General features: G+C 72.1%; 20 protein-coding genes. 4 read left to right on the top strand and 16 right to left on the bottom strand.

Features of this window, described 5'->3' with window-relative positions:
• Nucleotides 1-232: 232 nt before the first annotated feature.
• Nucleotides 233-3,073, bottom strand: a complete 2,841-nt coding sequence (uvrA, locus tag ACIBF7_RS35635; RefSeq protein ID WP_148031252.1) for an excinuclease ABC subunit UvrA — start codon at nt 3,071-3,073, stop codon at nt 233-235.
• Between the two features lie 230 nt (nt 3,074-3,303).
• Between uvrA and ACIBF7_RS35640 the strand changes: the two genes are divergently transcribed.
• On the top strand, nt 3,304-4,074 hold the full coding sequence (locus ACIBF7_RS35640) for a maleylpyruvate isomerase family mycothiol-dependent enzyme (protein ID WP_246641048.1): 771 nt from the start codon (nt 3,304-3,306) through the stop codon (nt 4,072-4,074).
• Entirely contained in the window at nt 4,074-4,730 is a 657-nt protein-coding gene (locus ACIBF7_RS35645) for an MBL fold metallo-hydrolase (RefSeq protein WP_397199108.1), read from the top strand. Before ACIBF7_RS35640 ends, ACIBF7_RS35645 begins: the two co-directional genes overlap by 1 nt.
• Before the next feature lie 20 nt (nt 4,731-4,750).
• Here ACIBF7_RS35645 and ACIBF7_RS35650 read toward each other — a convergent pair whose 3' ends face one another.
• From ACIBF7_RS35650 to ACIBF7_RS35710, 13 genes are all read right to left on the bottom strand, one after another.
• Nucleotides 4,751-5,023, bottom strand: a complete 273-nt coding sequence (locus tag ACIBF7_RS35650) for a hypothetical protein (RefSeq protein ID WP_219550054.1) — start codon at nt 5,021-5,023, stop codon at nt 4,751-4,753.
• Between the two features lie 56 nt (nt 5,024-5,079).
• A complete protein-coding gene (gene pssA / locus ACIBF7_RS35655) occupies nt 5,080-5,904 on the bottom strand; it encodes a CDP-diacylglycerol--serine O-phosphatidyltransferase (protein WP_148031248.1) in 825 nt (274 codons plus the stop codon).
• Nucleotides 5,891-6,532: a phosphatidylserine decarboxylase gene (locus tag ACIBF7_RS35660; RefSeq protein ID WP_187281417.1), complete on the bottom strand. Its 642-nt coding sequence runs from the start codon at nt 6,530-6,532 to the stop codon at nt 5,891-5,893. Before ACIBF7_RS35660 ends, pssA begins: the two co-directional genes overlap by 14 nt.
• A 109-nt stretch (nt 6,533-6,641) precedes the next feature.
• Nucleotides 6,642-7,625 carry a TerC family protein gene (locus tag ACIBF7_RS35665; RefSeq protein ID WP_148031247.1) on the bottom strand — a complete coding sequence of 328 codons (984 nt, stop codon included), beginning with the start codon at nt 7,623-7,625 and terminating at the stop codon, nt 6,642-6,644.
• Between the two features lie 214 nt (nt 7,626-7,839).
• Nucleotides 7,840-8,955, bottom strand: coding sequence for a glycosyltransferase (locus ACIBF7_RS35670; RefSeq protein ID WP_397199109.1), 1,116 nt, complete (start codon nt 8,953-8,955; stop codon nt 7,840-7,842).
• Nucleotides 8,956-9,007: 52 nt separating this feature from the next.
• Nucleotides 9,008-10,618, bottom strand: a complete 1,611-nt coding sequence (murJ, locus tag ACIBF7_RS35675) for a murein biosynthesis integral membrane protein MurJ (protein WP_397199110.1) — start codon at nt 10,616-10,618, stop codon at nt 9,008-9,010.
• Between the two features lie 4 nt (nt 10,619-10,622).
• The gene (locus ACIBF7_RS35680; protein ID WP_397199111.1) at nt 10,623-11,477 is read right to left on the bottom strand and encodes a hypothetical protein; all 855 of its coding nucleotides are present in this window, start codon (nt 11,475-11,477) and stop codon (nt 10,623-10,625) included.
• A gap of 1 nt (nt 11,478) precedes the next feature.
• Nucleotides 11,479-12,468 (bottom strand): copper transporter, encoded by a 990-nt coding sequence (locus tag ACIBF7_RS35685; protein ID WP_397199112.1) that lies wholly within the window; start codon nt 12,466-12,468, stop codon nt 11,479-11,481.
• Nucleotides 12,465-13,661, bottom strand: coding sequence for a putative cytokinetic ring protein SteA (gene steA / locus ACIBF7_RS35690; RefSeq protein WP_271279570.1), 1,197 nt, complete (start codon nt 13,659-13,661; stop codon nt 12,465-12,467). The genes ACIBF7_RS35685 and steA overlap by 4 nt, the downstream gene beginning before the upstream one ends.
• A 73-nt stretch (nt 13,662-13,734) precedes the next feature.
• Nucleotides 13,735-15,447, bottom strand: a complete 1,713-nt coding sequence (gene recN, locus ACIBF7_RS35695) for a DNA repair protein RecN (RefSeq protein ID WP_397199113.1) — start codon at nt 15,445-15,447, stop codon at nt 13,735-13,737.
• Nucleotides 15,448-15,542: 95 nt separating this feature from the next.
• Nucleotides 15,543-16,442: an NAD kinase gene (locus ACIBF7_RS35700; RefSeq protein ID WP_219550045.1), complete on the bottom strand. Its 900-nt coding sequence runs from the start codon at nt 16,440-16,442 to the stop codon at nt 15,543-15,545.
• On the bottom strand, nt 16,439-17,251 hold the full coding sequence (locus ACIBF7_RS35705) for a TlyA family RNA methyltransferase (RefSeq protein ID WP_397199114.1): 813 nt from the start codon (nt 17,249-17,251) through the stop codon (nt 16,439-16,441). Before ACIBF7_RS35705 ends, ACIBF7_RS35700 begins: the two co-directional genes overlap by 4 nt.
• Nucleotides 17,248-17,406 carry a hypothetical protein gene (locus tag ACIBF7_RS35710; protein WP_187281133.1) on the bottom strand — a complete coding sequence of 53 codons (159 nt, stop codon included), beginning with the start codon at nt 17,404-17,406 and terminating at the stop codon, nt 17,248-17,250. The genes ACIBF7_RS35705 and ACIBF7_RS35710 overlap by 4 nt, the downstream gene beginning before the upstream one ends.
• Nucleotides 17,407-17,531: 125 nt before the next feature.
• Between ACIBF7_RS35710 and ACIBF7_RS35715 the strand changes: the two genes are divergently transcribed.
• Nucleotides 17,532-17,879, top strand: a complete 348-nt coding sequence (locus ACIBF7_RS35715; RefSeq protein ID WP_148031238.1) for an SCP2 sterol-binding domain-containing protein — start codon at nt 17,532-17,534, stop codon at nt 17,877-17,879.
• A 144-nt stretch (nt 17,880-18,023) separates the two neighbouring features.
• Here ACIBF7_RS35715 and ACIBF7_RS35720 read toward each other — a convergent pair whose 3' ends face one another.
• A complete protein-coding gene (locus ACIBF7_RS35720) occupies nt 18,024-18,995 on the bottom strand; it encodes an HAD-IIA family hydrolase (protein ID WP_397199115.1) in 972 nt (323 codons plus the stop codon).
• Nucleotides 18,996-19,952: 957 nt separating this feature from the next.
• Between ACIBF7_RS35720 and ACIBF7_RS35725 the strand changes: the two genes are divergently transcribed.
• Nucleotides 19,953-20,432, top strand: a complete 480-nt coding sequence (locus tag ACIBF7_RS35725) for a GNAT family N-acetyltransferase (RefSeq protein WP_397199116.1) — start codon at nt 19,953-19,955, stop codon at nt 20,430-20,432.
• A gap of 13 nt (nt 20,433-20,445) precedes the next feature.
• Here ACIBF7_RS35725 and ACIBF7_RS35730 read toward each other — a convergent pair whose 3' ends face one another.
• On the bottom strand, nt 20,446-20,868 hold the full coding sequence (locus ACIBF7_RS35730; RefSeq protein ID WP_148031235.1) for a M48 family metallopeptidase: 423 nt from the start codon (nt 20,866-20,868) through the stop codon (nt 20,446-20,448).
• Nucleotides 20,869-20,960 lie beyond the last annotated feature (92 nt).

The raw sequence follows: 20,960 nt of genomic DNA on the forward strand, positions 1-20,960 counted from the left end.
GGGCGGGGGCCCCCCCCCCCCCCCCCCCCGCCGGGGGGGGCCCCCCCCCGGCCCGGGGGGGGGGGCCGCGCACCCGCCCCCCCCCACCCGGGGGGGCGCCCCCCCCCCCGGGGGGGGGGGCGGGCCCGCACTTCCCCTCCCCGTCACACCCCTAAAACCACCCCCCCCCCCCCACCCCCCCCCCCCCCCCCGGGGGGGGGGCCCCCCCCCGCCCCCCCCCCCCGACCCCGTGTCACACGGACAGGATCTTCCGCAGGAAGCGCCCGGTGTGGCTCTCCTCCACCAGGGCCACCTCCTCGGGGGTGCCCGCCGTCACCAGGGTGCCGCCGCGCGAGCCGCCTTCGGGACCCATGTCGATGATCCAGTCGGCCGTCTTGATGACGTCGAGGTTGTGCTCGATGACGATGACGGTGTTGCCGCCGTCGACCAGCCGCCCGAGGACGCCGAGCAGCCGCCGGATGTCCTCGAAGTGCAGGCCGGTGGTGGGCTCGTCGAGGACGTAGACGGTCCGCCCGGTCTGCCGCCGCTGCAGCTCGGAGGCGAGCTTGACGCGCTGCGCCTCGCCGCCGGAGAGCGTGGTGGCGGGCTGCCCGAGCCGGACGTAGCCGAGACCGACGTCGTGGAGCGTCTGCAGGTGGCGCTTGATGGCCGGGATGGCGTCGAAGAAGCCGAGCGCCTCCTCGATCGGCATGTCGAGCACCTCGGCGATCGTCTTGCCCTTGTAGTGGACCTCCAGCGTCTCGCGGTTGTAGCGGGCGCCGTGGCACACCTCACAGGGGACGTAGACGTCGGGCAGGAAGTTCATCTCGATCTTGATGGTGCCGTCGCCGGAGCACGCCTCGCAGCGCCCGCCCTTGACGTTGAAGCTGAACCTGCCCGGCTGGTAGCCGCGCACCTTGGCCTCGGTGGTGGCCGCGAACAGCTTGCGCACGTGGTCGAACACGCCGGTGTAGGTGGCCGGGTTGGACCGGGGCGTGCGGCCGATCGGCGACTGGTCGACGTGGACGACCTTGTCCGCCTGGTCGATGCCGTTGATCCTGGAGTGGCGGCCGGGGACGGTGCGGGCGCCGTTGAGCTCCTTGGCCAGCGAGTTGTAGAGGATGTCGTTGACCAGCGTGGACTTGCCGGACCCCGACACGCCGGTGACGGCGGTGAACACGCCGAGGGGGAAGTCGATGTCGACGCCCTTGAGGTTGTGTTCGCGCGCGCCCTTGACGGTGATCTGCCGCTTCTTGTCGCGCTTGCGCCGGGTGGCCGGCACCGGGATGCTCCTGCGCCCCGACAGGTACTGGCCGGTGATCGACTCCTCGCTGGTCAGCAGATCCTGGACGGTGCCGGAGACGACGACCTGGCCGCCGTGCTCGCCCGCGCCGGGGCCGATGTCGACCACCCAGTCGGCGGCGGCGATGGTGTCTTCGTCGTGCTCGACCACGATCAGCGTGTTGCCCATGTCGCGCAGCCTGATCAGCGTGTCGAGCAGGCGCATGTTGTCGCGCTGGTGGAGGCCGATGGACGGCTCGTCGAGCACGTACAGGACACCGACGAGGCCGGAGCCGATCTGCGTGGCGAGCCGGATGCGCTGCGCCTCGCCGCCCGCGAGGGTGGCGGCGGCGCGGTCCATCGAGAGGTAGTCGAGACCGACGTCGAGCAGGAAGCCCATGCGGGCGTTGATCTCCTTGACCACCCGCTCGGCGATGTGCATGTCACGGTCGGACAGCTTGAGCCCGGCCAGGAACTTGGCGCACTCGCCGATCGACATCGAGGAAACCTCGGCGATCGACTTGTCGGCGACGGTCACGGCCAGCGTGACCGGCTTGAGCCTGGCGCCCTTGCAGGCTGGGCAGGGCACCTCGCGCATGTAGCCCTCGAACCGCTCCCGGGTCGAGTCGCTCTCCGCCTCCGCGTGACGGCGCTGCACCCACGGGATGACGCCCTCGTAGGTGGTGTAGTAGGCGCGCTGGCGGCCGTAACGGTTGCTGTAGCGGACGTGGACCTGCTCGCCGTGGCCGAACAGCAGCGACTTCTGCGCCTTCTTGGAGAGCTTCTCCCACGGGGTGTCGGGGGTGAAGCCCATCGCGTTGCCGAGCGCCTCGATCAGGCGGCCGAAGTATTCGCTGGCGTGGCCGCCGGTCCACGGGTGGATCGCGCCCTCGCGGAGCGTGCGCTCCGGGTCGGGCACGACCAGGTCGGGGTCGACCTCCATCTTGGTGCCGAGACCCGTGCACTCCGGGCAGGCGCCGAACGGCGAGTTGAACGAGAACGAGCGCGGCTCCAGCTCCTCGAACGACAGGTCGTCGTAGGGGCAGTAGAGGTGCTCGGAGTAGAACCGCTCACGGCCGGGGTCGCCTTCGGGCAGGTCGACGAACTCGAGCGTGATCGTGCCCCCGGACAACTGCAACGCGGTCTCGACCGAGTCGGTGAGCCGCCGCCTGGCCGACTCCTTGACCGACAGGCGGTCGACGATGACCTCGATGTCGTGCTTCTCGTACTTCTTGAGCGTCGGCGGCTCCTCCAGCCGCACGACCGTGCCGTCGACGCGGGCGCGGGCGAAGCCCTTGGTCTGCAGCTCGCGGAACAGCTCGGCGTACTCGCCCTTGCGGCCGCGGACGACCGGGGCCAGCACCTGGAAGCGGGTGCCCTCGTCGAGGTCCATCACCCGGTCGACGATCTGCTGGGGCGTCTGGCGGGCGATCGGGCGGGCGCAGACCGGGCAGTGCGGCTTGCCGACGCGCGCCCACAGCAGCCGCAGGTAGTCGTAGACCTCGGTGATCGTGCCGACCGTGGACCGCGGGTTCTTGCTGGTCGACTTCTGGTCGATGGAGACCGCGGGAGACAGGCCCTCGATGAAGTCGACGTCGGGCTTGTCCATCTGGCCGAGGAACTGGCGGGCGTAGGCCGACAGCGACTCGACGTAACGCCGCTGCCCCTCGGCGAAGATCGTGTCGAAGGCCAGGCTGGACTTGCCGGAGCCGGAGAGGCCGGTGAAAACGATCAGAGAGTCTCGCGGCAGGTCAAGCGAGACGTCCTTGAGATTGTGCTCTCGTGCACCACGCACGATCAGGCGGTCTGCCACGGCGATCCCGGAAGTCGAAAGGCGGATAGGTCCACGGGGGATGGTAGACGGGGGCCCCGACAATTTCGCTGAGCCGATCCCGGCCGGCCGGTGCCGCTCGCCGGAACTCCGTCCCTCTCAGATTACGGCCTCCAGGGCACAGCGCAGGAGGTCTTCCGTTGTCAACCGCATGACCTGTGCTTTTATGCCCGTGCCCCGCTGCGCCGGAGCGCGTGATGAAATATCGGTTCATGACTGTGCTTGCCGCGGTGCGGGAGGAACTGGCCGAGGAGACCGCCCGGTTGCTGGCCACCGCCGCCGCCCTCACCGACCCAGAAGTCCGCGCCCCGTCCAGGCTGCCCGGCTGGACCCGCGGCCACGTGCTCACCCATCTGGCCAGGAACGCCGACAGCCACGTCAACCTGCTCACCTGGGCCAGGACGGGCGTCGAGACCCCGCAGTACCCGAGCCCTGAGGCCCGCGAGGCCGGGATCGAGGCCGGCGCCGCCCGCCCGGCGGCCGAGCAGGTGGCGGACCTGCGCGACAGCGCCGCGCGCCTGGACCGCGCCGTCCGCGAGCTGCCCCCGGACGCCTGGCGGGCGCCGGTGGGCGGCCTGCGCCCGCCCCGTCACCCCGCCTGGTACTGCCTGGTCAGGCGGCTGCGCGAGGTGGGGATGCACCATGTGGACCTGGACGCGGGATACGGCCCCGCCGACTGGACGGACGCGTTCGTGGCCAGGGAGCTGCGCGACTGCCTGCGTACGTGGCCGCGCGACCGGAGCACGATCGGCGCGGCCCGGTTCGTCGGCCCGGGCGGCGAGACGCTGGAGGAGTGGCCCGACCTCGGCGACGGCCCGGCGGTGATGGGCACGCCGGCCGACATGCTGGCCTGGCTGACCGGGAGGTCGGAGGGAGATCGGGTTAGGGTGGTGACAGAGGGACGGCCGGTCCCGCCGCCACCGCCGTGGCTGACCGGCGTCGCCCCCGCTGACCTGCCCGCGACGCCTCCGAAGGACTACTGATGACCTACACCGGCGACGTCCAGGTCGGCGGCCCCGCCGACGTGCGGGAGCTGACCGATCTGAGCATCTCCAAGCTCGCCGTCGGCCCCTACGACAACAACGCCTACCTGCTGCGCTGCCGGGCGACGGGCGACGGCCTGCTCATCGACGCGGCCGCGGAGCCCGACCGGCTGCTCGCCCTGATCGCCGACAAGCCGGTCAGCACGATCATCACCACCCACCAGCACGGCGACCACTGGCAGGCGCTCGACCAGGTGAGCAAGATGACCGGCGCCCAGGTCGTGGCGCACCCGCTCGACGCGCCCGCCCTGCCCGTGCCGGTCGGCCGCACGGTCGAGCACGGCGACCGGATCAACGTGGGCGACGTCACGCTCGAGGTCATCCACCTGCGCGGCCACACCCCCGGCTCGATCGCCCTGCTGTACGAGGGCGACGACGACCACAAGCACCTGTTCACCGGCGACTCGCTGTTCCCCGGCGGCGTGGGCAACACCTGGAAGGACCCGGAGCGGTTCGAGCAGCTCTACACCGACGTGGTGGAGCGGATCTTCGACCGGCTCCCCGACCAGACGTGGGTCTACCCGGGTCACGGCAAGGACACCACGCTGGGCGCCGAGCGCCCGTCGCTGCCGGAGTGGAAAGCACGCGGCTGGTAGGAGCGCGGCCGGTCCGCGGGTCAGCCGCGCGACAGGACGCGCACGATCCGCTCGGCCGCCCGGGCGGGCTCGTCCACCAGGCCCACGAGCTCGCCCCACGACCAGCGGTAGAACCAGCCGTCGGCCAGCGGCACGCAGTCGACGGTCTCGGCGAGCATCACCGTGTCGGGATCGCTGACGCGCAGCACGGGCGGATCGGCCCGGAGGGTGGCGGTCAGCCCGTGACGCTCCAGCTCCCCCGCCAGCTTGGCGAGGAAGTACGTGCGCGTGTGCTCGCGCGGGTTGGCCGGCATGCTTCCATGAAAGCCGATGACACCGGGAAAGTCCGCACTTTCCCGGCGCCGGAGGGTCACTGGCCGAGGCGGGCGGCCTCGCGCCGGAGCTCGCGCTTGTAGAACATCATCCGCAGCGGGATGGCGGCGACCAGGGCGATCTGCATGGTGGCGCCGATCTTGATCGGCATGTCGCCGCCCTCGGGCCAGGCGACCCAGAACGTCAGGAACGCCACGTTCACCATGATCCAGGCGAGCACGACGGCGGCGAGCTGGCCCTTGGGCTTGGGGTATTCGATGCGGCTGACCATCAGCCACGCGACGGCGAGCACCCCGAGCAGCGTCCACACGCTGGGCTCGAAGAGCAGCACGATCGAGATCACGGTCATCGCGCCCATCGGGATGGGCAGGCCCATGAAGTCGCCGCTCTTGGTCTTGACGCAGGCGAACCGCGCCAGCCGGACCACTCCGGCGACCAGCACCGCCGCGGCGGCCGTGACCACGGCGGCGAACGGCACGGCATCGGTGAAGCCGCCCCAGATCACCACCATGAACGCCGGCGCGAAGCCGAAGCTGATCACGTCGGCGAGGTTGTCGAGCTCGGCGCCCATCGCGGAAGCGCGGAAGCGCCGGGCCACCAGCCCGTCGAACAGGTCGCAGGTGGCGCCGATGAGCAGCAGCACCACCGCGGTGGCGAAGTAGCCGGGCGCGGGCGTGAAGTCGCCGCTGGTGCGCAGCGCGTCGAAGACGGACGCGGCCAGCACGCACACGGCGAGGAACCCGCACAGCGCGTTGCCCAGGGACAACGAGTCCGCGGCGGACAGACGGAACGCCTTGCCGACGGGGCCGCGAGGTTCTTCCTCTTCAGCCGCCTGCCAGCCACCGGCGTCAGCCGTGGTCAATTCTGGTCACCCCCGCAACCGTCTTCTCGCCCACGGACACCGCGGAGGAGATCCCTTCGGGAAGGTAGATGTCGACCCTGGAACCGAAGCGGATGAGCCCGATGCGCTCACCCTGCGCGACCTTCGCGCCGGCAGTCAGGTAGGGCACGATCCTGCGCGCCACCGCGCCCGCGATCTGCACCATCTCGACGTCGCCGAGCGCTGTCGCGAAATGCCACACCACGCGCTCGTTCTGGTCGCTGTCCTTGTTGAATGCCGGCAGGAACCCACCCGCCACATGCTGCACGGAGGTGACATTTCCCGCAAGAGGTGCACGATTGACGTGGACGTTCACCGGGCTCATGAAGATGGCCACCCGGGTGCGGCCGTCGGGCCACGGGTCGACGCTCTGGACGACGCCGTCGGCAGGTGACAGGATCCGCCCGTCCCCGACCGTGCGGTCGGGGTCGCGGAAGAACCAGAGCATCGCGCCGGTGAGAGCGCCCAGCGGCACGGCCGCGAACGCCCATCGGCGGTCCCGTCGCGTCAGCAGCGCGGTGGCGGCCGCCGCGGCCGTCGTGGGGAGGAGCCACGGGGAGACCCCGCGTGCGAGCCTGACCCGGCTCGACTTTGCAGAATCGACTGACACGTACAACCTTTGATGGTGACTGAACGGAGCGCTTTTGCCGTGATGGTACAGAACCCGCAACTATGACACGATACAGCTTCTCCAGCAAAGCGCCTCGAAAGCCGTTTAGCTAGACCTTCTCCGAGGCCGCCTTCACACTCTTGCGCATGTCGACGCGGGCCTTGATCAAGCTTGCCACGGTGGTGATCACCATCGTGGAGCCGATGACCGTGAGGGACACCCAGATCGGGATGTGGGGCGCCCAGGAGACTCCACTGGAGTGCAGAGCTTCCAGAACCAGCTTAACCCCGATGAATCCCAGGATGAACGCGAGCCCGTAGCTGATGTAGACCAGCTTCTGCAGCAGGCCGCCCAGCAGGAAGTAGAGCTGACGCAGTCCCATCAGGGCGAACGCGTTGGCGGTGAAGACGATGAACGGGTCGGTGGTGAGCCCGAAGATCGCCGGAATCGAGTCGAGGGCGAACAGCAGGTCGGTGCTGCCGATGGCGATCATGACGATCAGCATCGGGGTGACCATGCGCTTGCCGTCGATCTTCACGGTGATCTTGGAGCCGACGTATCCCTCGGTGGTGGGCAGGCTCCGGCGCACCCAGCGGAGCAGGAGGTTCTCGTTGACCTCTTCCGCCTCGCCCTTCAGGTGGCCGCGGATGATGTTGATCGCCGTGTAGATCAGGAAGGCGCCGAAGACGTAGAACAGCCAGCCGAACCGTTCGAGGGCGGCGGCGCCGAGCGCGATGAAGATGCCGCGCATGACCAGCGCGAGCAGGATGCCGATGAGGAGCACCTTGTGCTGGTAGGCCTTCGGCACCGCGAACCGGCTCATGATGATGAAGAAGACGAACAGGTTGTCGACGCTGAGACTGTACTCGGTGATGTATCCGGCGAAGAACTCCCCGGACTTCTCCGGCCCCGAGGTGAACCAGAGGATCACGCCGAAGATGACGGCCAGGGTCACGTAGAAGCTGACCCAGGCGCCGGCCTGGCGCATGGAGAACTCGCGGGCCTCGCCGCGGTCGACGATCCACAGGTCCACGGCGAGGACGATCAGAAGACCGCCGATCACGACGATCCACGCCCACAAGGGTTCGGTCACGTTGTACAACCTCCGGCACGCAGGACTGACTGCCGGAGGTCTCTCCCGCCCGCCAAACCCGCGGACCGGCAGCCCCGGGGGCCCCGTGGATCGGGGCTACACCGTGATGACGAGGCTGCCGCGAAGGGATACTCCCCTCCCCAACTCACGCAGTATACGAGAACGTCTCAGTGCAATGTCATCTTCCCTCTGGATCACAAACCGGTGCGGTCCGTCACGACCGGCTGTAGGCCGCGAGCGCGCTCCGCACCGCGTCGTCCTCTCCGGGCAGCTCCTCGCCCCTGCGGGCGGCCGCCGCCGCCCACCGGGCCGCCTCACCGGGATCGGAGACCAGATCCTGTACGGCGGAGCGCAGGGCGGCCGGGTCACCGTAGGGGACGAGGATCCCCGCGTCGCCGACGAGGCCGGGAACGCCGCCGACGGCGGTGGCGATGACGGGTGTGCCGGCCTTGAGCGTCTCGCTGACGCTGAGCGGCAGCCCTTCCCACCGGCTGGCCCAGACCGCGACGGTGGCGGCGGCGAGCAGGTCGGGCACGTCGTCCCGGTTGCCCAGCAGCACCACGGGCAGGCGCTCGGCATCGATCCGGCGGCGCAGCTCGCCCCGCAGCGGCCCCTCTCCGGCGATCGCGAACAGCGGCGGCGGGCCCTGCCACGGGCCGGCGGCGGCGTCGAGCAGCGTCTCCAGGCCCTTCTGCTGGGCGAGCCTGGCGACGGTGAGCACGAGCGGCCGGTCACCCGCCCCCAGCTCGGCCCGCACCTCCCCGGGCGTCCGCCGGGGCTCCCGCAGGGGCGGCGCGGGCACGACGGCGGGCCTGACGTCCCGCGCTCCCAGCGCGCTCATCCGCTCCCCCAGATCGGGCGAGACCACCAGCACCCGGTCCGCCCGCCGGGCCACGATCCGCTCCAGCACCCCGTACACGGCCCCGACGAACCCTCCGGCGGTCAGCGCGTTGTGCAGCGTCACCACGAGCAGAGGCACCCTCGCCCCCGCCGGCGCCCCGAGGGAAGCGGAGGCCGCCTCGGCACGCCGGGGCATGGCCAGGGCGGCCAGCGCGCCGGCGCGCAGACCATGGGCGTGCACGACGTCGGCCCCCCGCACCACCCGCCGGACGGCCAGCACCGCTCGCGCGTCGTTCACCGGATGCGGCCGATCGGACACCGGAACCTCGACGAACCGGACACCGGCCGCACTGAACCCGAACTGCTCCCCGACCTCCCGCGGACCGGCGGCCACCACCCGGTGCCCGCGCCGCACCAGCCCCGCGGCCAGCATGCGCACATGCCGCCCGGTCCCTCCCGTCGTGGTGCCCACCACGTAAGCCACTCGCACCCGTACCCCTCCCTCTCCAGCATCGAGGCCGCCACCACCCAGCCCGGCCCGGTCACCCTCCGGGCGCGCGCCGCCGGAGGACCCCGGCCACCGCCCGGGCGTCGTCCCTGTCGACCAGCACGACCACGCCGGCGCCCACCGCGGCCGCCACCACGGCGGCCAGCAGCGTGACGCCCAGGTTCGCCCACACCCCGTGCGCCCCGATCCCGGAGGCCGCCCAGGCACCCGCCAGGAACCCGGCCGCGCCTCCCGCGACGGCCGCGCCCAGCGCCCGGCCGAGCCCGGCCATGGCCGCACGCCCGCGCGCCGCGACCACGTACCCGAGCATGAGCGCCCCGCCCGCGGTCATCCCCACCGTCATCCCGAGCCCCAGCCCGGCGATGCGCCACCCGTCCGGCAGCGACAGCGCGAAGACCGTCTGCGCCACGATCGTCACCGACCACCCGGACACGGTGCCCACGGCGGCCCCCCGCCCCCGGCCGGTCGCGTACAGGACCCGGCTGAGGTGCGCGATGAGCCCGTATCCGATCAGTCCGGGCGCGAACAACGCCACGGCCCGCGCCAGCGCCAGCGGGTCCACGTCGCTCTTGTCGGCCAGGAACACCGCCGCCCCGGGCTCGGACGCGGCGGCCAGCACCCCGGCGGCCACCCCGGACACGAGCACGATCGCCCGGGTGGTGCTCGCCGCGAGCCGGGCGAACGCCTCGTCCTCCCCCACGCCGGCGTGCGCGGACAACCGGGGGAACGCGCTGGTCGCGATGGGCACGGCCAGCACCGCGTACGGCACCAGGTAGATCGCCCAGGCGTAGTTGTAGACCGCCAGCGCCCCGCCGCCGATGACGTCGTTGGCCAGCAGCAGCACCACGACCATGGCGGCCTGCTGGGCGAGCAGCCCGGCGATCCCGGCCAGGGCGAGCCTGCGCACCTGCCCGGCCACCCCGTCGGGGAAGCGCAGCGTGGGCCGCCACCGCACGCCGAGCCGGGCGGTGGGCCCGATCACGGTGAGGACGAGCGCGAGCACGCCGAGGCTGGTGCCCGCCGACAGCGCCAGCTCGGCCGCGCGCGGCACCCCCTCCGGCGTGGCGATCCCGCCGCTGAGCGGCACGAACATCAGGTACGCGACGATGACCACGATGCTCGACACCAGCGGCGCGAGCGCGGGCCCGGCGAACCGGTGGTGCGCCTGCAGCAGCCCGTAGAGCACGACCGCGATCCCATAAAGCGGGATCTGCGGGGCGAAGATCACCAGCATGCGGGCGGCGACGTCGACGGCGGCGCGGCCGCACCCCTCGATGGCGAACAGTCCCATGATCGGCCCGGCGAGCAGCGCGGTGAGCACGGCCACCGGCACGAGCACCACGAGCACCCAGGTGAGCAGGGCGGAGGCGATCCGCCCCACCCGCTCCCTGGCGTCCTCGGACACGGCTCCGGCGAGCACCGGCACGACCATGCCGGCCAGCGCGCCGCCGACGACGACCTCGAAGACGATGTTCGGGATCTGGTTGGCGGTGAAGTACGCGGACGTCAGGCAGTTGGTGCCGACCGTCCGCGCGAGCGCGTACTGCTTGGCGAAGCCGGCCACCCGGGCCAGCACGGTGATCGCGCCGATGAGCAGCGCGCCGCCGGCCACGCCACGGGCCAGCCTCGCCTCGCGTTCGGTCAACGGGTCACGCGTCGGCGGGGCGGCGGCCCAGCAGGTCGAGCCGGTTGAGCACCTTGTTGCCCGCGATGACCTTGGTGAAGCTGATCTTCTCGGAGGCGGCGGTGAGCGCGGCCACGGTGCCGAGCAGGACGAGCCTGCCGGGACGGCCCAGCTTGGTCACCGCGGCCAGGCCCAGCAGCGCGCCCAGCGCGTTGGCGCCCGCGTCGCCGAGCATGGCCCGCTCGCCCAGGTCGTCGGGGAGCAGCGCGGCGGCGGCGCCCAGCGGCACGGCGGCCAGCGCGGCCGTCGCGGGCGAGTCGCCGGCCACGGCCGCCGCCAGCAGCGGCCCGCCGGTGAGCAGCCCGACCTTGATCGCCCGGCCGGGCCGCAGGTCGAACAGGTTGGCCAGGTTGGCCGCGCCCGCGACGACGGCGCCGTTGACGAGCGTGTCGGCGGGGCCGTCGGACACCAGCGCGGCGGCGGCCAGCCCGGTCGCGCCGATGCCGAGGATCTTGACCGCGCCGCTGGTGACCTCGCCCCGGGCGAGCGCGCTCAGGTGGCCCTTGAACCCCTTGGACGAGGTGGTGCCGTAGAGGTCGTCGTAGGCGCCGAGCGCGCCGCTGCCGGCTCCGGCCAGCAGCGCCGCCGCCCGCGCGCGGGCGGGCAGGCCGGGCGCCAGCGTGGCCGCGGCGCTCGCCCCGGCCACGAACGCGGGCCCTTCGAGCAGCGTGATGGGCTCGCCGCGGTGGTTCTTGCGGGTCCAGCGGCTGGCGGGGTCGCCGCCCCCGCCTTGCGTACGGGTGAGCGCGGCGTAGGCGGCACGAGCCGCGGCGGCGCCGATCGCGGCGCCCGCGAGGGCGTAGAGCAGGCCACGGGCCATGTCAGCTCCCTGACTCGGTGGACGACGGGGCCGGGCTGGGTGTCACCGGCTGGAACGCCGTGGCTCCGGCGCCGGTGCCGTACTGGCCCACGCCCCCGGTCGCTTGCTCTCGCAGAGCGTAGACGATCACGACCTGGCCTTCAGGCATATCGACGTTGTCGACGCTGGAGACCCGCTTGGCGGTCTCGCTGTCGTCGCGCAGGGCGGTGATGGCGCCGCCCGGCGCGGCGGAGGTCGCGGCGGCGCCGGCCATCACGGCGCCCTTGCCGCCGGCGTCGATCCCGCCCGCCACCGAGACGAGCGCCGCCGCCTGGCTTTCGGCGTTGTCTCCCTCGTACGGCGCGTCGGGCGAGTAGAGGACGGCGAGCGTGGCGCGGTTGAGCGGCTCGTCGTTGTCGTCGATGAAGTCGACGTCGATGAACCCGCCCGTCTGGAGGCCGTCGACGACGGCGGACGTGGCCTCGTTGGGGGTGCCGGCCAGCGCCGGGTCGGCGGTCATGAGCGTGGCGGCGAGCAGGGTGGCGGCCTTGTCGTGCACGGTGGCCGTGTCGGCGAAGGCCATCTCGGCGGGCTTGAGCTGGTTGACCAGGCCGTCGAGCACGCCGGCGCTCTTGGGGTCGAAGAACTTGTCGAGCAGCAGGAGCCGGCCGGTGACCTTCGCGCCAGCCTCGGCGAGCACCTGCTCGGTCAGCTCGCGATAGGTGGAGCTCGCTCCGGGCGCCTCCACCAGCAGCACCTGCTCGCCGGCGAGCCCGCCCTGGACGAGCTGCGGGGTGAGGGTGGTGATGAACTCCTGGTGGACCTGCTCTCGCCCCTTCATCACGTCGAGCTCGCCGCGCAGCCCTTCGTTGGTCTGGGTGAGCTGACGCGTCATCTCGTTGGCCGTCTTGATCGCTGGATCCTGCAGCAGGTTCGTGCCGAGCACGATGCCGACGGCCAGCGCCAGGAAGATGGCGACGATGGAGACGAGGTGATAGCGGAAATCGATCACGAGAAGAGCCCGACCAACCAGAAGATGAAGGCGTTCCAGACGTCTTGCAGGCCGTTCAGCCAGATCTGGCCGAGCGGTGAGGCGGAGAGAGCGACGCCCATGGTGACCAGCGCGGTGGCCGCCAGGAGCAACAGCTGGGAGGTGGTGATGCGACTGCGGTAGAGCATGCTGACGCCCTTGGCGTCGACGAGTCTGCTGCCGACGCGCAGCCGGGTGAGAAACGTGCTCGCCATGCCGGAGCGGCCCTTGTCGAGGAACTCCTCCAGCGTGCCGTGGGTGCCGACGGCGACGATCAGCTCGGCGCCCTTCTCGTCGGCCAGCAGCATGGCGATGTCCTCGCTGGTGCCGGTCGACGGGAAGACGACCGCCTCCTGGCCGAGCTGGTGGACCCGCTCCAGGCCGGGCGCCCGGCCGTCGCGATAGGCGTGCACGATCAGCTCGGCGCCGCAGGTGAGCGCCTTGGCGGAGACCGAGTCGAAGTCGCCGACGATGACGTCGGGCAGGTAGCCCGCCTCCAGCAGCGCGTCGGCGCCGCCGTCGACGCCGATCAGGACGGGACGGTACTCGCGCAGGTAGGGGCGGAGGGTGGCGATGTCTTCCTTGTAGTGGTAGCCGCGGACCACGATGAGCGCGTGCCTGCCCTCGATCTTGGTGCGGATGTCGGGCACGCCCACGCCGTCGATGAGCAGCTTGCCCTCGCCGCGGACGTACTCCATCGTGTTGACGGCGAACGCCTCGATCTGCACGGCCAGCCCGGCGCGGGCCTCGGCCATGGCCGCCTCGATGGACTCGGCCGTCTGCTCCTCGCCCTTGCCGACGACCTCGTCATCCAGGTAGACGATGCCCTCGTGGAGCCGGACGACGGCGCCGTCCTTGACCCGCTCGAACAGCTCCTGGCTGGCATTGTCGACGAACGGGATGCCGGCCTCGGCGATGATCTGGGGGCCCAGGTTGGGATAGCGGCCGCTGATGCCGGCGGCGATGTTGACCACGCCCGCCGCTCCGCACGCCACAAGGGCCTCCGCGCTGACCCGATCGACGTCGACGTGGTCGATGATGGCGATCTCGCCGGGCTGGAGGCGCTTGGTGAGCCTCTTGGTCCGCCGGTCGATCCTCGCCACACCGGTGACGCCGGGAAGGTCGTTGGCCTTCTTCGCGCGGAGGCCCGGCATCCTGTTCCCCGGAACCTTCATCAAGACCATCCTGCCAGAGCAAAAGACCGGGGAGGCCACGCATGACCGGGCGTGTCCGCTATGTCACACGGAATCACCTGTCGGCCGCCGCCAACCCTAGAAGTTCTTCCGCATGCGCTCTGCCCAGTTCGGAGTCCTCCAAGCCGGCCAGCATGCGCGACAGCTCGCGCACCCGCCCTTCGTGGTCGAGCGTGACCACACCGCTGCGCACCACGCTGCCGTCGCCGGCCTTCTCCACCACCAGGTGCTGGTCGGCGAAGGCCGCGACCTGCGGCAGGTGGGTGACGACGATCACCTGGGCGGTGCGCGCCAGCCTGGCCAGCCTGCGCCCGATCTCCACCGCGGCCTTGCCGCCCACCCCCGCGTCGACCTCGTCGAAGACGAACGTGGGCACCGGGTCCGCGCCGGCGAACACGACCTCGATGGCGAGCATCACCCGGCTCAGCTCACCGCCGGAGGCGCCCTTGTTGAGCGGCAGCGGCGGCGCGGCGGGGTGGGCCGCCATGCGCAGCTCCACCTCGTCGACCCCGTCAGGGCCGAACTCGGCGGCCCTGGCGAGCTGGACGACGACCCGGGCGTGCGGCATGGCCAGCGCGGTCAGCTCCTCGGTGACGGCCTTGCCGAAGCGCTCGGCGGCGGCCTCGCGCACCCGGGTCAGCTCGCCGGCCAGCTCGGTCAGCCGTTCGGTCAGCTCGTCGTACTCGCGGGTGAGCTCGCCGACGCGGTCGTCGTCGCCTTCCAGCTCGGCCAGCCGGGCGGCCGCCTGCTGCGCCCAGGCCAGCACCGCGGCGCTGTCCTCGCCGTACTTGCGGATGAGGCCGGTGAGCACGGACCTGCGCTCCTGGACGGCGGCCAGCCGGGCGGGGTCGGATTCGACCGACTCGGCGTAGGAGGCCAGGTCGGTGGCCACGTCGGAGATCAGATAGCCGGCCTCGGCCAGCCGGTCGGCGACGGCGGCCAGCGCGGGATCATAGTCGCGGACCGCTTCGACGGCCGCGCGGGCCTCGCCGAGCAGCGAGATCACGTCGTGGGCGCCGCCGTCGGCCGCCTCCATGGGGTCGCCGAGCAGCGCGGTGTGGGCGCCGGTCGCGGCGGTGCGGAGGGCGTCGGCGTGGGAGAGCCGCTCCTCCTCCTCGCGCAGCGCGGCGTCCTCGCCGGGCTTGGGGTCGACCTTCTCGACCTCCTCCAGGCCGAACCTGAGCAGGTCGGCCTCCTGCGCCCGCTCCCTGGCCCTGGTGGTCAGCTCCTCGACCTGCGCGCCGACCTGCTTGTGGCGCTTGTAGGCCTGCTGGTAGGCCCGCAGGGGCTTGACCAGGTCGTTGCCGGCGTAGCGGTCGAGCGCGGCGCGCTGCCTGGCGGGCTGGAGCAGCCGCTGCTGGTCCATCTGGCCGTGCACGGCCACCAGGTCGTCGGCGAGGTAGGTCAGCGTGCCGACGGGCACGGACCGGCCGCCGAGCCAGGCGCGCGAGCGGCCCTCGGCGGAGACCGTGCGAGAGATGATCAGCTCGCCGTCCTCGGCCTGGCCGCCGATGTCCTCGACCTGCTGGGACACGCGGCCGCCCGGCTCGATGACGAGCGTGCCCTCGACGGTGGCCTTGTCGGCGCCCGGTCTGATGCGGGAGGGGTCGGCCCGGCCGCCGAACAGCAGCCCGAGGCCGGTGACGACCATCGTCTTGCCCGCGCCGGTCTCGCCGGTCACCACGTTGAAGCCCGGCGATAGCTCCAGCACGGCCTCATCGATGACACCGAGCCCCTGGATGCGGACCTCCTCGACCCTTGGTCGCACTGCCCACTCCCGTCACTTGCGAGAATACGATCAACCGCGCCGCGGCCCGAACACGTGTGCGTATGCGATCCTACGTGTTCGGCCCTTCAATTCATTCAGGGTCGCACCCTCCCACGCCAGCCCTGCACAGGTAGTTCGAACTTGGCGACCAGCCTGTCGGTGAAGGGGGCGCCGGTGCTCTCGACGCCGTGCAGCCGGGCCAGCAGCACCGGCTCGGCGCCGCGCCGCACCTCGACGCGGCTGCCGGAGGGCAGGTCGAAGCGGCGGCGGCCGTCGCACGACAGCACCCCGCCCGGGGTGTCGGGAAGGATCTCGACGGCGACCGTGGAGCGCGGCGAGATGACGAGCGGCCGGGCGAACAGGGCGTGGGCGCTGATCGGGACCATGAGCAGCGCCTCGACCTCCGGCCAGACCACGGGCCCCCCGGCGGAGAACGCGTAGGCGGTGGACCCGGTCGGGGTGGCGCAGATCACGCCGTCGCAGCCCCAGCGTGACAGCGGCCGCCCGTCTATCTCCGCCACCACCTCCAGCATGCGCTCCTGCTTCTCGACGGTGACCTCGTTGAGCGCCCAGGTGTCGGCGATGACGTTGCCGTTCTGGCGGGCCAGCACGTCGATGGTCATGCGTTCCTCGACGTCGTAGCGGCCGGCGACCACGTCGTCGACGGCGTCGTCCAGGTCGGCGACCTCGGCCTCGGCGAGGAACCCGACGTGGCCCAGGTTCACGCCGAGCAGCGGGGTGCGGGTCGGCCTGGCCAGTTCGGCCGAGCGCAGCAGCGACCCGTCACCGCCGAGCACGATCATCACCTCGGCGTCCTTGGCAGCGCTCGGCTCCGCGGGCACCACCTCCACGCCTTCCGCGCCGACCTCGCCGGCCTCCACGTCGAGGACCCGTACGCGCAGGCCCGCGTCGAGCAGCCGCCGGATGACCAGGCGGGCGCTCTCGACGGCGGCCTCGCGGCCGGTGTGGACGGTGACCAGGACGGTCCGGTTCATTGCGGCCCTTCCGCGACGGCCCGCCGGATCTCGTGCTCGAGGTCGGCGACCGGCGGCTCGCCCTCCCCCTTGCCCAGCCACAGCAGGTACTCGACGTTGCCCGACGGCCCGGGCAGCGGGCTGTAGGTGACGCCGCGCACGGCCAGCCCCAGCCGCGCCGCCTCGGCCGCGGCCGCGCGCACGGCCCCCGCCCGCAGCTCGGGGTCGCGCACCACCCCGCCCGCGCCGACGAGGTCCTTGCCCACCTCGAACTGCGGCTTGACCAGCATCACGAAGTCGGCCCGCGGCGCCGCGACGGCGGCCAGCGCGGGCAGCACGAGCCGCAGCGAGATGAATGACAGGTCGCCGACGACCAGCGTGGGCGGCTCGCCGACGAGATCCGGAGTGAGGTCGCGGACGTTGAGCCGCTCCATCACCGTGACCCGCTCGTCGGTGCGCAGCGACCAGGCGAGCTGGCCGTAGCCGACGTCGACGGCGAGCACGTGCGCCGCGCCGCGGCGCAGCAGCACGTCGGTGAACCCGCCGGTGGACGCGCCGGCGTCGAGGCAGCGCCGCCCTTCGACGGTGAGGCTCCCGAACGTGTCGAGCGCCCCGATGAGCTTGTGGGCGCCGCGCGAGACGTAGTCGGGGCCGTCCTGGGACTCGGCGACGACGACGGCGGCGGCGGTGTCGACCTGGGTGGCCGGCTTGGCCGCCCGCCGTCCGCCCACGGTGACGCGGCCCGCCTCGATGAGCTGGACCGCCTGCTCCCGGGAGCGGGCGAGCCCGCGCCGCACGAGCTCGCTGTCGAGCCGGACTCTGCGGCTCACTGGGCGTCCACGGCGCCCAGCGCGGCCTCCAGCCCGGAGAACGCCTCTTCGAACACCGCCACGTGATCGCTCACCGGCAGGCCCGGCAGCCGGCCCAGCCCGGCGAGGACCGCGTCGACCCGCGCGTCGCCGGTCTCCTCTGGCAGCTCACTCATGACTCGACGGTAACGCCTCGGGCGAGCGCGCGGGACCTTGGCAGGCGTGTCACGCGTTGAAGGGTCATACGGGGCGCTCGGTGTGGAACGCTACCGACCGTAAAGGAAGTAGAAAGGGAGCGATCATGGCAAGCGTCGAGGAGTGCCGGGCGGCACTGGTCAAGCTCGTCGCGCAGTTCGACGAGATCGACGAGGAGGACCGTGCCAGGCATGTGGTCGAGCGCACGGTCAGCTGCCGCGTCTCCGATCTCGACGTGACCTTCCACGGACGCCTGCACCACGGGGGCCTGGACCCGTTCCTGGAGGCGCCGCCGGCCGACGGCAGGCCGGCCGACGTGAAGCTGACGATCGTCAGCGACGACCTCGTGGCGCTGGTCGACGGAGAGCTGGATCTGGCCCGTGCGCTGCTCGGCGGCCGGGTGAGGATCGACGCCAGCTTCGGCGACCTGCTCCGCCTGCGCCGGCTCCTCTGACCGAGCCGCCCGCCCGCTCACCGCAGCCGGCGTGGCCGGTCCGGGTCGCGCCCTCCGCCGATCACCGGGTCAGCCGATCGTCTCGATCACCGGGTCAGCCGATCGTCCCGAGCACCGGATCAGCCGATCCGACCGAGCACCGGATCAGCCGATCCGATCGAGCACCGGCTTGACCGCGTCCTCCTCGGCGGGGCTGTCCCCCGCCGCCGCCCACGCCGCGTCGCACGCCGCCCTCAGCCCGTCGATCCGGCTCCCGTCGCCGTCGAGCCGCAGCGTCCCGTCCACCCAGCGGGCCCGCCACCCGCCGCACGCCCCGTCCCGCACTTCCGGATACGGTGCCAGCAGGCCGGACAGATCCTCTGCCACGTACGTCGGCCGCTGGTGCGGCGGCGCGGTGAGCACGTCGAGCGGCTTGGCCACCCCCGTGAGCACCAGCAGCCCGTCGACGCCCGCGTTCCGCGCCCCCTCGATGTCGGTGTCGAGCCGGTCGCCGACCACCAGCGGCCGCCGCGCCCCCGTACGGATCATCGACTCCCGGTGCAGCGGCGGATCCGGCTTCCCCGCGTAGAGCGGCTCCACCCCGGTCGCCGACGCGATCACCCGCGACATCGCCCCGTTGCCCGGCACCTCGCCGCGCCCGGTGGGCATGGTCGAGTCGCGGTTGGCGGCCACGAACAGCGCCCCCTGCCGCACCGCCAGCGCCCCTTCGGCCAGCAGCCCGTACGACAGCCCCGACCACATCCCCTGCACCACGGCCGCGGGCCCCTCGGCCGCCGCCGTGACGGGCCTCAGCCCCTGCCCGCGCACGGCCATCCGCAGCCCGGCCCCGCCGACGACCAGCACCTTCGCCCCCGCCGGCACCCGCTCGGCCACCACCCGCGCCGCCGCCTGCGCCGACGTCACCACGTCGTCCCGCTCGGCGGGAACCCTCAGCTCCCGCAGATGGGCGGCGATGGCGGCAGGCGTCCGTGAGGCGTTGTTCGTCACGTACGCCAGCCTCACCCCGCGCCGCCCCGCCTCCTCCAGCGCCTCGGCCGCGCCGCGCACGGCCCTTGGCCCGAGATACACGACGCCGTCGAGGTCGAGCAGCAGGGTGTCGTAACCGTCGATCAGCACCGCGCCTCTTTCCGTCTCCGGCTCACATCCTGTGAGACTCTAGCCCGCCGCTCCACCGCCACGTCCGCGCCCATACCCCCGCGAATCCCCTTCCCCTCGCGTGTCCCGTTCCCCGCACACCCGCCACCCCGACCGGCAGAGCCGCATGACCCCGGCCGCAGAGCTCCTGCCACCGGACGCCGCAGAACCACATGAGACCGCCCACAGGCCCATGCGACGCCGTCGAGCCCTGCCTCGGGAGACCCACCGTGGAGATCTGCTACCGGCCCCACCCCACGACCGACTCAGAGGTCGACACACAACACCCCAGGCCCCGCAGTGGAACCCCACCCGGGAGACCGCTGTGAGGGATCTCCGTACAGATCCACTTTGGAGATCCGCCACGCTGATCCGACATGCAGACGCACCGCGCGGACCCACCGCGCGGACCCACCGCGCGGACCCACCGCGCGGACCCACCGCGCGGACCCACCGCGCGGACCCACCGCGCGGACCCACCGCGAAAACCTGTCACGCAGACCGCCACGCAGAGCCGCCGCACAGACGCACCGCGTGGACCCGGCGCACAGACGCACCGCGCGGACCCGCCACGCGGACCCGCCACGCGGACCCGCCACGAAAACCTGTCACGCGGACCGCCGCGCAGAGCCGCCACGCAGAGCCGCCGCACAGACCCACCACGAAGAGCCGCCACCCAGACTCACCGCCCAGACGCATCTCGCAGACCCGCCACCCAGGCTCACCGCCTAGACCCGCCATGCAGACACCCTGCTGATCTGCCGTGGACAGTGGCCGCGAGGCGCGCTGCTCTTACCGTCAGTCACGTCCGACCCGCCGAGGCCGCACGCCGAACGGTGCACTCATCCCCGGTGGCGAGTTCCCCTGGGGAGGCCGTCATACAGCGACAGGAGCTCTATCGGGCTGCGTGACGGCGATGACACGTGTTTCCTGGATGGTGTGACGGTTCTTCGTACCAACCGGCTGGAACTACTCCCGGCCAGTCAGGCCGACCTGGACATCCTGGTCGCGCATTGGAACCAGCCGGAGGTGAGGCGGTACCTGTTCGACGACCGGGAGGTCTCCGCCGAACTCGCCGCCACGCTCCTCGCCGACAGCGCTGACGACTTCACCGAACACGGGTACGGCCTGTGGAAGGCATACCTGCGGGACGAGTTCGTCGGCGTGTGCGGCCTTCGCCGGCACGACAGCGGCCAGGTGGAGATCGTCTACAGCCTCGAACCCGCCCTCTGGGGCTCGGGCCTGGCCACCGAGGCCGCCCTCGCCGTCCTGGAGACGGGCCGGCGAGCGGGCCTCAAGGAGATCCTGCTGGAGACCGACGAGGGCAACGTCGCCTCCCAGCGCCTGGCCCGGCGCCTGGGCGCCGTGCCCAGGGGCGGTGCGGACGGCATACTCCAGTACGTGATCAGCCCTCCGTGACGGCAGCCGCGCCTCACATGTCCCTCCGGGCCTTTAAGGTGGCCCGGACGCTGCGCAACGCCGACACGTAGTTGCGGTCGTCGGGCCGCATGGCGACGGCGATCGCCAGCGGCTCCTGGGCCGCCTCGATGTCGCCGGTCCGCCACAGCGACAGCCCCAACCCGAAGTACGCGTAATCCTCCGTCGGGTTGTCGTCCACGATCCACTGGAAACTGCTGGCCGCCTCCGCGTACCGGCGGGAGTTGAACTGGGCCCGTGCCAGCGCCTCCCTGATGCTGCGCGAATCCGGCTCCGCGTCGGCGGCACGCTCCAGCAGCGCGGCGGCGGCCGCGGGGCTGCCCTCCTTCAAGAGCTTCACACCCCGCTGGTACCAGTCGTACACGTCACCCTGGGGGGTGCCGGGGGAATCTGCGCGGCCGTCGGCACCTTCCATCATGCGTGAGCCCTCCTACATCGGCATACGACGGAGTTACGGAATCGGATCCCAGCGGGGCATTGAGGCGACTACGGGAAGACTCGGGCGTTTAT

It is taken from the genome of Nonomuraea sp. NPDC050478, assembly GCF_044458265.1.
Classification (GTDB): domain Bacteria; phylum Actinomycetota; class Actinomycetes; order Streptosporangiales; family Streptosporangiaceae; genus Nonomuraea; species Nonomuraea ferruginea.

Bases quoted from the DNA above. Each gene is read 5' to 3' on its own strand.
- ACIBF7_RS35640 (WP_246641048.1), top strand. From the start codon at position 3,304: ATGACTGTGCTTGCCGCGGTGCGGGAGGAACTGGCCGAGGAGACCGCC.
- ACIBF7_RS35645 (WP_397199108.1), top strand. From the start codon at position 4,074: ATGACCTACACCGGCGACGTCCAGGTCGGCGGCCCCGCCGACGTGCGG.
- ACIBF7_RS35650 (WP_219550054.1), bottom strand. From the start codon at position 5,023: ATGCCGGCCAACCCGCGCGAGCACACGCGCACGTACTTCCTCGCCAAG.
- ACIBF7_RS35680 (WP_397199111.1), bottom strand. From the start codon at position 11,477: ATGGCCCGTGGCCTGCTCTACGCCCTCGCGGGCGCCGCGATCGGCGCC.
- steA (WP_271279570.1), bottom strand. From the start codon at position 13,661: ATGAAGGTTCCGGGGAACAGGATGCCGGGCCTCCGCGCGAAGAAGGCC.
- ACIBF7_RS35700 (WP_219550045.1), bottom strand. From the start codon at position 16,442: ATGAACCGGACCGTCCTGGTCACCGTCCACACCGGCCGCGAGGCCGCC.
- ACIBF7_RS35710 (WP_187281133.1), bottom strand. From the start codon at position 17,406: ATGAGTGAGCTGCCAGAGGAGACCGGCGACGCGCGGGTCGACGCGGTC.
- ACIBF7_RS35715 (WP_148031238.1), top strand. From the start codon at position 17,532: ATGGCAAGCGTCGAGGAGTGCCGGGCGGCACTGGTCAAGCTCGTCGCG.
- ACIBF7_RS35730 (WP_148031235.1), bottom strand. From the start codon at position 20,868: ATGATGGAAGGTGCCGACGGCCGCGCAGATTCCCCCGGCACCCCCCAG.